This is a genomic window from Streptomyces sp. NBC_01426 (genome assembly GCF_036231985.1).
In the GTDB taxonomy this organism is placed as follows: Bacteria; Actinomycetota; Actinomycetes; order Streptomycetales; family Streptomycetaceae; genus Streptomyces.
Window position 1 is genome coordinate 78,163 of record NZ_CP109501.1, and the last position, 13,357, is coordinate 91,519.

At 69.1% G+C, this 13,357-nt stretch carries 9 protein-coding genes and 1 pseudogene; 7 read left to right on the plus strand and 3 right to left on the minus strand.

All coding sequences use genetic code 11. The features are described 5' to 3' along the window. Window positions 1-4: 4 nt before the first annotated feature. The 3 genes and pseudogenes from OG906_RS34860 to OG906_RS34870 all read right to left on the minus strand — a co-directional run bounded on the left by OG906_RS34860 (window position 5) and on the right by OG906_RS34870 (window position 2,174). A protein-coding gene (locus OG906_RS34860; RefSeq protein ID WP_329448290.1) for an IS5 family transposase occupies window positions 5-887 on the minus strand; the annotation gives its coding sequence in 2 pieces (ribosomal slippage) (window positions 5-665 and window positions 664-887; 885 coding nt in all). A 180-nt stretch (window positions 888-1,067) separates the two neighbouring features. Beyond that, window positions 1,068-1,388, minus strand: a pseudogene (locus OG906_RS34865) (transposase); the annotation flags it as partial. Window positions 1,389-1,571: 183 nt separating this feature from the next. Continuing rightward, the gene (locus tag OG906_RS34870) at window positions 1,572-2,174 is read right to left on the minus strand and encodes an HAD family hydrolase (RefSeq protein ID WP_329448291.1); all 603 of its coding nucleotides are present in this window, start codon (window positions 2,172-2,174) and stop codon (window positions 1,572-1,574) included. Between the two features lie 2,029 nt (window positions 2,175-4,203). Here OG906_RS34870 and OG906_RS34875 point away from each other — a divergent pair. The 7 genes from OG906_RS34875 to OG906_RS34905 all read left to right on the plus strand — a co-directional run bounded on the left by OG906_RS34875 (window position 4,204) and on the right by OG906_RS34905 (window position 13,267). Beyond that, window positions 4,204-5,229, plus strand: a complete 1,026-nt coding sequence (locus OG906_RS34875) for a hypothetical protein (RefSeq protein WP_329448292.1) — start codon at window positions 4,204-4,206, stop codon at window positions 5,227-5,229. Continuing rightward, window positions 5,226-6,719, plus strand: a complete 1,494-nt coding sequence (locus tag OG906_RS34880; protein ID WP_329448293.1) for a hypothetical protein — start codon at window positions 5,226-5,228, stop codon at window positions 6,717-6,719. The genes OG906_RS34875 and OG906_RS34880 overlap by 4 nt, the downstream gene beginning before the upstream one ends. Window positions 6,720-7,160: 441 nt before the next feature. Beyond that, a complete protein-coding gene (locus tag OG906_RS34885; RefSeq protein WP_329448294.1) occupies window positions 7,161-7,604 on the plus strand; it encodes a hypothetical protein in 444 nt (147 codons plus the stop codon). Between the two features lie 190 nt (window positions 7,605-7,794). Continuing rightward, window positions 7,795-9,834, plus strand: a complete 2,040-nt coding sequence (locus OG906_RS34890) for a hypothetical protein (protein WP_329448295.1) — start codon at window positions 7,795-7,797, stop codon at window positions 9,832-9,834. Between the two features lie 332 nt (window positions 9,835-10,166). Next, complete coding sequence (locus OG906_RS34895) at window positions 10,167-11,258, plus strand: IS630 family transposase (protein WP_329448256.1); 1,092 nt, start codon at window positions 10,167-10,169, stop codon at window positions 11,256-11,258. A gap of 37 nt (window positions 11,259-11,295) precedes the next feature. Further along, window positions 11,296-12,140 (plus strand): IS5 family transposase gene (locus OG906_RS34900; protein ID WP_443067494.1). Its coding sequence is split into 2 segments (ribosomal slippage): window positions 11,296-11,643 and window positions 11,646-12,140, totalling 843 coding nucleotides; the frame shifts between segments, so codons are not numbered across the junction. A 77-nt stretch (window positions 12,141-12,217) separates the two neighbouring features. Further along, window positions 12,218-13,267 (plus strand): hypothetical protein, encoded by a 1,050-nt coding sequence (locus OG906_RS34905; protein ID WP_329448296.1) that lies wholly within the window; start codon window positions 12,218-12,220, stop codon window positions 13,265-13,267. The last annotated feature ends 90 nt before the right edge of the window (window positions 13,268-13,357 follow it).

A 13,357-nucleotide genomic window follows, 5' to 3' on the forward strand; every position in this document is an offset into this window, starting at 1 on the left:
CACTTCACTCCGGACGGAGCCATAGGCGGATCGCTGCCACGGTGACCGTTCCGTGGACGACGTACGCCCGTTTGTCGAAGCGCGTGGCGACGGCGCGGAAGTTCTTGAGCCGGTTGATGGTCCGCTCGACTTCGTTGCGGCGGCGGTAGATCGCCTTGTCGAACCCCGTAGGTCGGCCGCCTTGGTTTCCGCGGCGGTGGCGGTTGGCCCGCTGGTCTCTCGGCTCGGGGATCGTGTGCTTGATCTGGCGTATGCGCAGGTGACGCCGGTTGCGGCGTGACGAGTACGGCTTATCGCCACCGACATGGTCGGGCCGGGTGCGCGGTCGTCCACCAGCCTGCCGGGGCACGCGGATCTCTTCCAGGACGGGAATCATCTGCGGTGCGTCCCCCCACTGGCTGGGCGTGATGACAAACCCGAGCGGGCGGCACCCGCCTTCAACGGCAAGGAGGATCTTGCTTGTGAGCCCGCCTCGCGAGCGTCCCAGGGCCTCATCGGGACCGTGACGTGCAGGGCTCCTGCGCCGACCCGGGATCTTCGGGGCGCGGGTGGAGGCGCCGGCCGCGTGCTGATGAGCGCGGCAGGTCGTGGAATCGAGGCTGACCATGCTCCAGTCGATCCGGCCCTCGGCATCGGCGTCGGCCTGGACGGCCCGCAGGATTCTCCCACGTGCCGTCCGCCGACCACCTGCGATGACGGTCGTGGACCGTCTTCCAACTACCGAAGCAGGGAGGCAGGTCTCGCCAGGGGAGGCCGGTCCGCTGCCGGAAGAGAATCCCGTTGATCACCCGACGGTGGCATTGCCCGCGTCCACCCCGCCCATGATTCGTCGGCAAGTGCGGCTCCAGCCGAGCCCACTCTTCATCCGAAAGATCTCCCCGCCCCATGTCCCACGGAACGAGTTCCCGGCAGGAGCGTCACACGACCCATCGGACAGCCCCTAGCCGTCGATAGCAGGAAGATCCTCGTCACGCCTCTCCCAGGACCGGCCGCCCGCACCCTGGAACAACTACACGCCCGAGCGACTCCCCCCGAAAACTGTCCCTGACAGTTATTCAAATACGGGCCCCCGCCGTGCCTGTGTACTGGCGCTGGACACCGACCGTGCGGGTGCCCTTCTTCACGTCCCCGGTCTCGTCGACCACCAGCACCGCCTGGTCGTCGTGGAGATGCTCCACCACGTAGTCGCACACCTCGTCGCGCACCTGGTCGGCGTCCCATTTGGCCCGGCCCAGCAGGTGCTGCATCCCGTCAGGAGTCGCCTCACCGGCCCACTCGGCGATGGTCCAGCAGTTCTTGCGCGGCAGGTCCGACAGCAGCCCGAGCACCAACTGCCGTACCCGTCGCCGGGGCTCGACCCGCACGAACCGTCCCGCGATCCGGCCTATCAGGACCTCGAACACCTCCTGCCAGCGGGCAGGGTCTACGCTGTGACCTGCGGCCACCGCATGATCTTCAGTCTTCACACACCGATGATCAGCGGTGGCCGCAGCCATCTCCGCAGCGGCCCCCACCAGCAAGATCACGAACTGTGGCCGGGCGGTCGAACAACCGCTCCGCAGCGCCGGCGATCACCGCGCCAGTAGTCCGTCCAGCGCGGCGCCAAGTGCGGCGGCGTCGCGGAAGTGGATCGCAGCGATCCCCAAGTCGCGGGCGGCAGCGACGTTCACGGCCCTGTCGTCGATGAACACGGACTCCCCAGGGGCGATACCCATAAGGTCGAGTGCCCTGGTGAACGCCGTCGGTTCGGGCTTGGTGGCCCCGAGCCGGCAGGAGAAGAGCAGGGCATCGAAATGGGAGGCGACCTGGGGGAACTGGTCTGGGAGCGCGTCCAGGAGCAGGTGGTCGTTGTCGGTGAGCAGAGCGGTGTGGAGCGGACGCAGGCTGCCCGCCAGCGCGAGCACGTCCGGATCTGGCTCGAATGCGCTGCACCAGATCTCCTGGAGTGCCTGGATGTTCCCAGGGAACCCCAGCTTCTCTCGTATCGTGCGGTGGATCTCGGAGGAGGCGTCGAGGCCGAGATCCCACCGCGAGATGAGACCCGATGCGTAGAGTTCGCTCTCCACCCGCTCGGGAGGGACCCCGCATGCCTCGCCGAGAGCGGCAAGCCGTCGCTGTCGATGGAATCGGCAGACGACACCCCCGAGGTCAAAGAAGATCACCTTTGGATGCATGCGCTGACGATAGCCGCCCCGCCGCACCAGCAGGCGATCTTGCTCGATCACTTCTCCGGCGCTGGGGCAGCGCAGCCGCGAACCTTGCCAGTCCACAGTACCGACGAGCCCGTGATCACGATCTACGGCTGGAGTACTACAGTAACCAGCCCGGGCAGGAGGCGATCCCGCTTGAGGGCACTGGTGAGCGGGATGCCGAGGATCGCTTCCGAGGTGACCCGGTGAATGACGCCCGGCCGTTTCCCGGCCGGGCGTAGAAGGCGCCGCACGAGGGTGACGGCGATGCCTGAGATCTCGGCGATGTCCGTGGCCGACAGACCCGTCTCCTGCAACTGGCAGGCATGGGCAGTGGCATCGGTTGCGGGGACCCGGGCGGGTCGGCCGGCTCTCAACTCCCTTGTCCGCCGGGCACGGTCCCGTCGGGCAGCGGCTATGCACTCGGGGCGCGCGCAGCCGTAGTCGGCGCAGGAGGGGCTGCCGTGCCTCACACGCGACCGGATCGGCTTGCGACCCTTGCCCTCGGGAATACGGCGAGGTGAAGGCGCTGGGAGAGTTGGTGAATCCATACCGTCGCAATTCTGCCCGCTCTGCGTCCCGTCGTCGCCTGTCATGCCGGCCGTTCCGTAGGGCCGGCTGGTCCTACGGAACCCCGATCACCTCGCCGGGGCCTGCGCCCAGCTCGCCTGTCTGGATCAGCCGGCCGTCGTCTCCCCCGCGCCGAGCCGGACCCTGATCCGCATCATCGCCAACGTCGACCCGGACCACGACCGCCCGACCCGGCTCCGGGAACGACACTCCGAGCACCGCCGCGTCCAAGCCCTGACCGCCCTCGCCGCCAACCCGCACACCCCTCGAACGCCGCCGTCACCGACGTCCTGGACGGGCTGCACCCTGCGGAGCGGGCCGGCGGCCCCGACTGGTTCCTGGGCGCGGTAGCTGGCGTCCCGGTCGCCGCGGACGAAGACGACGGTGTGCTGCGGCTGGTGAGCGACGACGAACTGGCCGAGCACCCCGACCCCGCGGCAGTCCTGCAGTCCTGGCTCGACTCCCCCGCCACTGGTGAGATCCTCTCCCGCTCCGAGATCTACCGGACGGTCATCAAGTCCCGCCACCCCACCCGGGAACACCTGCTCCAGATCCCCGCCGACGAGATCCTCTCCCGCAACGACCCCGAGGTCGCGCTGAAGATCCTGCTCGACCGCTGCGGCCGAAGCGCTGTCCGGTGGGCGGCGCTCTCCGCCGCCATGACGTCTCCGCGGACACGATCCCTACTCCGCCCACCGGCACCCCGGGGGCCGGCGCGTCGTTCGGAGGCGTCTTCCGCGCCAACCCCGCCCTGGACCTGCGCGTCGCCGCCGAGCGCCAGGAGCAGGTGGACGACTGGCTCCGCCAGTTCGGCCTGGACGCCGGCCTGTCCGGAATGGAGGCCCTCGTCGAGCGCTACCGGGCTACCACCCCGCCGCCGGCGTCACCCGCCGGAGCCGATGACGCCGGCGATGAAGTGCTGGGCGCCGAGCACGGGTCGAACATCTACAGACGGGCGACGCGGCCGCTGACGCCGCGCCCGATGGCGATAACTGGATACGGAATTCGAGAGGGGTCAGGTCAGGGATTTCCACATACGGGAGGCTACATCCGCCGACTACCTGGTCCCCAGCGGCTCATGACTGCTTCGCTTCTCGTGCACAACTCCCGGGCGGCGTCCGCGGCCTTCCCTCCGCCATCCACCGCTCCCTTTCCGTCGACCGCGTGCCGCGCCCCGACCCTACGCCGCGCCCCCGTCAGAAGGTTGAGCGGTTCAGAGCTCAGCGAACGAGCCTCATGTCGGCTCGGTGCGGCGCACGATCTCCTCTCACAGCCCGTGTGTCCGTGAGCGAGAGCTTCTTGACCGTTGAGGGACAGCCCTTAGGGGATATCACCGGCCTTTCCCGGATCGGCCGCATTTCGCCTCCGCTCGGCGTCTCGGTTACGGCACCATGGCGATCCCCCGGGGTGCCGGGGCAGAAGGCTTGGGGGATCCGTGACACGGATGCACAGCGAGCAGGAGCCCGAGAACCCCGGGAACGCAGCGGAGGCGGAAGCGGAGGCACTCGTCGCCGGCTCCGAACTGGAGCCCGCGCCCGAGGCCGGGGAGGAGTCCGAGGCCGGAGCCGCGCCGGGGGCCGAAGCAGGAGCGGGGGACGGGGCCGGCTCCGAACCGGAGGCTGCGCACGAGGCCCTGGAGGAGTCTGGGCCCGGGGCCGGCTCGGAAACGGAGCCCGCGTTGGAAGCCGGAGGCGGCGGGGCGTTGAGCGGGCGGTGGTGGCGGGCTGTGGGGTTGGGGGCCGTCGGGATGGTGCTCAGTGCCGTCGTCGCCGCGGTCGTCTCGGCGTACCTCGACGTCTGGTCCGTACGCGAATCCCTCCCCGGGGCCCCGCGGATCACCGCCGGCTCCGAGGTCTGGTGGGACCTGATGCAGGACCGCCACCTGGTGCGGTCCGCGCCCGGCTCGGCATACGACAAGGAACCGGTGCCCCACGGCGACGCCCAGGAGACCCTCGTCCGCATGGTCGACGAGGGCGGGACCGACGCCGGCATGATGCGGGTCCGTCTGATCCTCACCAACTTCACCCGGACCCCCGCCACCATCACCTCCGTCCGCGCCCGCATCGAGCGCACGCGCCCCGCGCCCGCCGGCCCGCTCTACTACTGCGGTGGAGCCCAAGGGGGAGCCGAGGTCAGCCGGGTACTCCTCGACCTGTCCACTCCGGAGCGGCCGGCCATGGAACAGGACGCCGAGCGCCGCCTGACGGCGCAGTACCCGAGCACCAAGGTCCAGGTCGCGGCGCAGGGGGAGCCGGCTTACTTCGACATCGAGGTCAGGACGGGCAACGCGAAGGGCGCGTCCGCCTCCGCCCTCGCCTACGAGTTCGTACTCGACGTCACTTACACGCAGGGCGACCAGCTGCGGCACCTGCTCGTGGACAAGGCCGGGCGCCCGTTTGTCCTAGCCCAGGGGACGGACGACTGGAAGCAGGGATTCCACTGCGTCGGCTACAAGTGGAACGCGGCATGACGCCCGGGAGGGCGAGAGTCCGACGCCGCTCCACCGTCATCATGGCCGCCCTCGTCCTCGCCCTGTGCTCCGCCCTCACCGTCACGCTGCTGCGTTCGCCGGCCCCCGCCGCCGGCCCGTTCGCGACCGGTGCCCCGCTGCTGGGGAACGAGGAGTCCTGGATGGCCACGCTTGCGGAGCCCGGCCGGCGGCCTCCGGGCGAGCTGATGCGCGACGCGCTGGGGTGCGTCCCGCTGTTCCAGTGGGCCACCGGGGCCCGCGCCGTACCCCGCGGGCAGGTCACGCTCGCCTACTCCGTCGGTGCGTCCCCGTCCCGCGCGGCCCTCGTCCGGGGGATCCGCGTGGTCAAGGGGCCGGACGTACCTCTCCCGCGCGGCGACGACGTCGCGTGCGCGGGGCAGGTCGCGGACGAGCGGCTGGCCGCCGTGACCGCGGCCCGCGGCAAGCCGGTCCAGCCGGTCCGTCTCTCCCTGGACGGCCTCGCCCGGGGCGAGGCCGGCTCCCGTGAAGAGGCCCCGCTCCCCGTCCGGGCGGGCGGCACGGCCACCGGGCTGGTCACCGTCATGACGGCCGCCTGCTCCTGCGCGTGGTGGGTCGAGCTGGACGTGGAGGAGAACGGCGGGCTGGTCACCGTGCGGGTGGACGACGACGGCCGGCCCTTCACTCTCGCACCGCCGACAACCCCCCTCGCCACCTCCGCCGACCAGGAGCTCATGGCGCAACGACCCCTGTCCCGCGCCGCCGGCGACCCGCAGCCGCCGCGGGCCGGGATCTCCGCGGCGGCCACGCTGGTCCCGGCGTCCGAGAGCCGGCAGGCGGAGTCCGACGTGCCGCTGGACCCGGCGGCCGCCGTCGGAGGCGAGGCGCGCCTCGGCCGCGTGGGCTGTCGCCGCATGTACGAATCCGTGGTGCGCGCCGGAGGCGTCCCGGCCGGTGATCACGAGATTCAGCTGGTGGTCACCGCCCCCGCCGGCCTGGAGGGGGCCGTACTGGACGCGCGCGTACGGCTCGCAACGGTCCGTCTCGATGCCGAGCAGCGCTACCGCTACGCGTGCTCGCGCGCCGGCGTGAACCCGCACACCCACGCCGCCAGGCAAGCCGGTACGCCCGAACTGAGTCCCCACACCCTCATGCGCGGCCATCCCCGGCAAGGGGTCGGCCTCTCCGTGCCGCTCGCCACCGACGAGCCGTTCTCCTTCCGCCCGACGGGCCTGAACGGAGTGCCGCGCCCGGACGGCCGGGGCGCGTACGGCACCGCCGGTGTCATCGTGCCCCAAGTGGCCACCTTCGGCCTGACGGTGGAGGTGACCGTCACCCTGCCGACCGGCGAACGGGCCGACTTCACCCTGACCGACCACGGCGAACCGTTCCTGCTCGGGCCGGCCACGGACATGATGACCCCGGCGCACCGGGAGCAGTACCACGAGCCGAACTCAGGCCCGGGAGTGCACTACAACGAGGAGCTCATCTCCCGGCCGCATCCGGGGTGACGAACGCAGGCAGGCGCTTGCCGCCCATACGCATCACGACATCGCCGTAGTAGCGAATGCCGACTGGGCCCGTCTTTTCGGGCTTCAGCTAGTCCACCCCCGCGTCGGCGGGGAACACCGCATCCTGAGCGTCTGCTTGACTCTCTGACCGTCGCCCCGGCCCCGGCAGCAACACCCTGATCTGCACGAGCCTGTCGGAGCGGGCCAACGTCGGGACCGCGGCGCGGTGTGCACCCCAGTTCCTTCAACGACCCAAAGGCCGATCTCGCCCTGCCGCCCGCGGAGGTCGCCGACCACGCGACACTGCTGGTGGGCGCCAGCTGACTCGCTGGCACCATCGGCAGAGGGCGGAACGGGCAGCTGTCCCTCGGCTGTCTGCTGTAAGGGTCCCGGTACGACCGCTTCCTGCGCGTCCCGCCCGTTGAACGCGTCGTGTCTTTCGTGGCCACAGCCAGGCTCTCGCCGGAGGAAGCGGGAAGCGGCGAGCGGCCGTTCTACCGGACCTCGGGCAGTGACCTCAGCGAACTCCACCAACGTCTGGCGGCCTTCGCTCCAGCCCCGGGGACGTTGCGGGGCCGCACGTACGGCATGTGCTTCAACGACCTTGTCGACATCGTCTACACGGACAGAGTGTCTGCCGCCCTGAACGCGGCGGACGATACCGAGGTCTCGGTAGCCCTGCGACCCGGCGAAATCGATGCCCTGCGGCACTGCCTGGAGTTAACCCAGACGCACGCCGCCGGGCTACTCGGGGCATACGCCGGCCTTCTGGCCGACGACCTGGACAACCGCCGCCAGTTCACCGCGGCGTCCTCCCCCCGGGCGATGGAAGCCGCCCGCTCGATCCGCCGGCAGTTGCGCGACCGGCAGCAGCGCGGGAAGTAGTCACCGACGATCGCGGACCGTTGGAATCCTGGGCTCGCGGGTAGCCAAGCCGGGGTTCAGGCACAGTGCTGCGACCGCAGGCTGGCGGGAGCTTGCCGGAGGGCCGACACCAGGGCAAGAACGCGATCGGCGAGCCCGTTCAGCTGCTGCTATGCCGCAAAGAATCTCTCAGCGTTCTTCCTGCGCATCGGTGCGTGCCGTTCAGGGGGAGCACTCGACTGTGTTGCGGTGTATCGAGGAAACTCTCCGTGACGCTCGATACGCTGGACGGCTGAAGGCGATCTACCTACTCTTCTGCCCGGGGGCGCTGTTCTGCGGGCGTGAGGGCTGGGTTGTGCTGGCGAGGGGGCTGGCGATGGGCATTGACAACCGGCAGATCCAGACGGCCGTTCTGGCGGATCCCGAGTCCGATGATCCGGTGGTCTGCCCGACGGAACCCGACGATCTCGACGAGTTCCGCGAGGAGTTCCACGGGACCACGTTCTGGTGCGGGGTCCTCCTGGGCGGATGCGGCGGCCAGCTCCTGACGAGGCGGGGCAACGTCCGCGTCAGCCACTTCGCCCACTTCCCCGACCCCGACGGGCTGCTGCCCCAGTGCGGCCGCCGCTCCCCAGGCGTCGCGAGCGCGGACCACCTGTACGTGCGGGCCGCCACCCAGACGTGGCTGCGCGGTCAGGGACACACCCCACGCTACCGCTACCTTGGCCGGGACAACGCACCGGTCGGTTCCCTCGTGGAGATCGAGCTGGGCGGCCACACGCTGCTCCTGCACATGGACAGCACCGCGCCGCCCGACTGGAACGCCGCGGAGACTGGCGACATCATCCTCGGCCCCGGTGTCCGGGTCGATGACCACACCCTGGCACGCCGGGGCTACGTCAACCGCGTCAGGTTCGTCAGCGAGGGCAACCAGCGAGTCATGGTCCTGGGCACCGAGATCCCCCATATGGGCACCGACTGGGACTTCGAGCTCGCGGACTGCACCGTCGACGGGCAAGGCCGGCTCATCACCCCCGTTGTCACACGCCTGCGGGCCGCACGCGCCGCCGAAGGACAGAGCCCGTTACCGCGGCCTCGCCGCGAGCAAGAGGAAGGGCCGGTACAGATCGGCGCTCTGACCCGGCTCATCAACACCGCCGTACGCACGAAGGAGACTGGCGCCGTCCGTCAGTTGAGGGACACCGCCGCGCTTCAGGTGCCCCGCTGTGAGGGGCAGGCGCTTGAGCATCTGCAACACGCGATCGACCACGCGAACGACTGGATCAACCAGCAGGACCGTGCCCGCCGACGGCTCTTCGCCGACCTCGACGCAGCAGTCCGCCACGGTCACGTCCTCGTGGTCTCGACGCTGATTCCACAGATCAGAAAGTTCATCCAGCGCGACGAGGCCACCGCGCAGGAGACGGACATCCTTGATACCGCCGACACGTTCCTTCGAAAGGCACGTCGGCGTGCTGCCCAGCAACGCCGGGAAGCAGACGAACGCCGTGCGACAGCGACCCGAGAACGGGAAGCACGTCATGCGGCACGGGCCGAAGAGCAGAACAGACGTCACGCGGCTGAGGCCCAGGAGCGGGAAGCACAGCTCGTGACACAGGCCCACGAGCGCAAAGCGCGCAACAGAGCCCGGGGCCAGGTCCAGAGCATCACCGGCCGTCTACGCCGCGAGGAACTGTCTGCCGCACAGCAGGAACAGCTCGTTGAGGAGCTGGTGCTTGCGGCGAAGGAGGCCGGGGACCTGCTGACCACAGCTGAACAACGCAAGGTGGAGGAGTGGACGGAACGCCTCTCCTCACCCGCAAGAGGACAGGAAGAGAGCGAGACTACGTCCCCGGCCGCGCAACCGCAACAGGACACGATCACGGATCCTGCCCAGCTGCCGACACATCTCGTTCCCGCCGCGGCCGCTGTCCGCGGAGCCTTGAAAAAGGCGGCGAGGGAGCGGACAACGACCAGCTGGAACCGACTGGAACACCAGCTCGGCTCCGCACTACCCTCTCTCAGCAACAACGAACGCGTCCAGGTACTGGTCCGGATCGACCATTCCACCGCCGGCGACGAGCCGCTCCTGTCCTCCCTACTGGCGGCAGGCGACCCGCTTTTCACCCACCAGTACTACCGGCATGTCCTCTACGCACTCGGCCTAGATGCCCCAGACGACGACGAAGACCTGAGAGACGTCGTCAAAGCCGACGCCGAACAAGTCTTCACCGACTGGCGCCTCCGGTAGAACTGGTAGATGCCGCCGCTGGCGGCCAGGCGCCGAGCCTGCCGCATCGTGGGCGGGGCAAGCACTCACCGTACGAGGGATAACCGGGCGCGGCTGAGCCCCGCACCAGTTGGTAGGGCGGCCGATGAGGGTGGATCTCGCTGATTCCACCATCGGGACGGCGGGTCGACCAGGAGAGTGCCGTCATGTCGTTCATCTCATTCAGCGGTGCTGACAAGGACATGACGCTCGACGAGCTGGATGCGGCTCTGGAGAGCGCGCGCGACGTGGGCGTCCTCGGACATCGGTACGTGTACTAGTGACCTGAGTCGGAGGTTTGTCGTTAGTTCGGTATGAGTCGTCCTGGTCCGAAGATTCCGCCGTTGTCGGTGACCGTTGCCCAGCGTGCTGTGCTGGAGGGTTGGTTACGTCGTCGCACGACGGCCCAGGCGTTGGCTCAGCGGTCGCGGATCGTGCTGGAGTGCGCGGACGGGCACTCGGTGATGGAAGTGTCGCGCCGGCTGCGGATCGCTCCCGATACGGTCCGCACCTGGCGGCGGCGTTTCATCGAGCACGGTCTGGACGGGCTGGGCGACGAGCCGCGGCCCGGCGTCCCGCGGAAGATCACCGATGCCGATGTCGAGCGGGTGATCGTCAAAACGCTGGAAGAGACGCCGAAGAACGCGACGCACTGGTCGACCCGCTCCATGGCGGCGGCGACCGGGATGTCGCAGTCGACGGTCTCCAGGATCTGGCGGGCGTTCGCGCTGGCCCCGCATCGTTCGCAGACGTTCAAGTTGTCGACAGACCCGCTGTTCATCGACAAGGTCCGCGATGTGGTGGGCCTCTACCTCGACCCGCCGGAGAAGGCCCTGGTTCTCTGCGTGGACGAGAAGTCGCAGATCCAGGCCCTGGACCGGTCCCAGCCGGTCCTGCCGATGATGCCCGGCGTTCCAGAGCGCCGCAGCCACGACTACATCCGCGCCGGCACCACCACCCTCTTCGCCGCCCTCGAAGTCGCGACCGGCAGGGTCATCGGATCACTGCACCGCCGCCACCGGGCCGCCGAGTTCAAGAAGTTCCTGACCAAGGTCGACAAAGAGGTCCCCGACGGCCTCGAGGTCCACCTGATCCTGGACAACTACGCGACACACAAGACGCCCGACATCAAGAAGTGGCTGCTGGCCCACCCGCGGTTCCACCTGCACTTCACGCCCACGAGTGCGTCGTGGCTGAACCTGGTGGAGCGGTGGTTCGCCGAGCTCACGCAGAAGAAGCTCAAGCGCGGAGTCCACCGTTCCGTCCAGGCCCTCGAACGCGACATCCGGGCCTGGCTGACCGCCTGGAACGACCAGCCCAGGCCCTTCGTCTGGACGAAGACAGCCGACGAGATCCTCGACAAGGTCGCCGCCTACTGCCACCGAATCTCTGACTCAGGTCACTAGGCAGTTTCGTTTGGATCAATGGGACGTTGAGCCGGGTGTGTCATTGACTGATGTGCAGTGGGCGCGGATCGAGCCGCTACTTCCGGACCGAACCCCGAGGCGGGGTGGCCGCTGGCGGGATTACCGTGAGGTGATCGACGCGATCGCCTTCAAATTCAGGACGGGAACGCAGTGGGTCCATCTGCCGGCGAAGTACGGGAACTGGCGAGGCGTCTATAACCTCCTGCGGATGTGGGCTGTCGATGGCACGTGGGAGCGAGTGTTCACCGCGCTGATGGCCCAGGCAGATGCCGACGAGGAGCTGAACTGGGCCGTCTCGGTAGACTCCACGATTGTGCGCGCTCATCAGCACGCCGCCGGGGCCCGCAAAAAGGGGCTCTGGCAGTAGAGCCGGATGATCACGCCATCGGTCGGTCGCGCGGTGGACTGACGACGAAGATTCATCTTGCTGCCGACGGCCGCTGCCGTCCCCTTACGTTCGTTCTGACCGGCGGCCAGGCAGGGGACGCACCCGCCTTTGTGGACGTCATGGCTGGCCTGCGTGTTCCGCGTCGCCGTGGACGGCCCCGGACCAGGCCGGACGTAGTCCTCGCCGACAAGGCGTATTCCTCCCGCGCGATTCGCGACCACCTGCGCAAGCGGGGCATCCGGGCGGTGATCCCCGTGCCGGCAGATCAGCGTGGCCACCGGCTGCGGCGAGGCAGCAGGGGCGGAAGACCACCGGCGTTCGACCGCGAGGCCTACAGGCAGCGCAATACCGTCGAGCGGTGCATCAACCGCCTGAAGCAATGGCGCGGCATTGCCACGCGCTACGAGAAGACTGCGACCATCTACCTGGCCGGACTTCATATCGCAGGCATCTTCCTCTGGTCCGCCTACTGACCCGGGAAAGCTGCCTGGTGTCAGTTGGACGTGGGCCGGCGCACGCATTGTCGGAGGCTGCTGGCAGCATCGCCGCTATGAACGCCATCCGTACCACCCCGCCGCGGCCGCTCGACGTCACGGAGCTCTTCCCCCAACTGGCACCCCTGGCACGGACGGCGACCCGGCTGCACCCCCTTCCCGGTTCGCCCACGCCGCACGACAGCTCCGTCGGTGGGCCACTGCTCTGGCCCACCGACGAGCCGTGGCCGTACTGCGAAGGACCGCACGTGTGGGGAAGAAACAGGATCCTCTCGCCGCAGGACATACGGGAATGGCGTCGTAGCCGGGCGGCAGCAGAGAGCCGGCGGGGCCGCGATCCGCAGGGGCCCTGGGTCACCCCCGAGGAGCTGGAGACGGAGAAGCGGCTCCTGGCAGGCCGCCCGTGGCCCGAGGGCCCAATCGCCATGGTGCCTGTTGCTCAGTTGTACGTGCGCGATGTCCCCCTGCTGTGCCCGCCGGGGCAGTCCGAAGCCGATCTACTCCAAGTCCTCTGGTGCCCCTTCGATCACTCGGAGCACCCCACCACCGCACTGTTCTGGCGGACTGCAGCGACCGTGACGGACGTACTCGACGCCCCACCCGAGCCGCCCGCGGTCCAGTTCGAAAGCTACCTACCGGAGCCGTGCCTGCTCGCGCCCGAGCAGGTCACCGAGTACCCCAACTCCATGGAGTTGAGCAAGGAGCTGCAGGAGCAGCTGGCGGACCTGAGCAGGTGGGAGACGGCCGGAGAAGCGTGGGACAGCACATACGCGGTCGCCCCGGACGAGTTCTACGGGGACCATCTGTCCACCGCTCCTGGCTGGAAGGCGGGTGGCTGGACTCGCTGGGGCCTCACCGATCCCATGCCCCGGATCTGCTCCGAGTGCGGCACCGAGGCGGTGCCGCTGCTCACCATCGCGAGCACCGAATGGAGCTCGGGCAACGAGAGCTGGATCTCCGAGGAGGAGCGGGCCGATCCCACGCCACTCCTCCCCGGCACCCCTCCGGGGAACATCACCATGATCGTCATCGCAAGCGGCTACGACCTGCAGCTCCACGTGTGCCCAGAGTCCCCGGATCATCCGCACATCGAACTGATCCAGTGAGCAGTTTCTGGAGCCCTCCTCGACGCCACGTACACCACGGGAGCGGTGGGTGAGATTCGGCGGACTCACCACCGGGAAGCCTGTGCAGCC

Excerpts from the sequence above, each read along its gene's own strand:
- OG906_RS34870 (WP_329448291.1), bottom strand. The coding sequence starts at position 2,174 with ATGCATCCAAAGGTGATCTTCTTTGACCTCGGGGGTGTCGTCTGCCGA.
- OG906_RS34875 (WP_329448292.1), top strand. The coding sequence starts at position 4,204 with ATGCACAGCGAGCAGGAGCCCGAGAACCCCGGGAACGCAGCGGAGGCG.
- OG906_RS34880 (WP_329448293.1), top strand. The coding sequence starts at position 5,226 with ATGACGCCCGGGAGGGCGAGAGTCCGACGCCGCTCCACCGTCATCATG.
- OG906_RS34895 (WP_329448256.1), top strand. The coding sequence starts at position 10,167 with ATGAGTCGTCCTGGTCCGAAGATTCCGCCGTTGTCGGTGACCGTTGCC.
- OG906_RS34905 (WP_329448296.1), top strand. The coding sequence starts at position 12,218 with ATGAACGCCATCCGTACCACCCCGCCGCGGCCGCTCGACGTCACGGAG.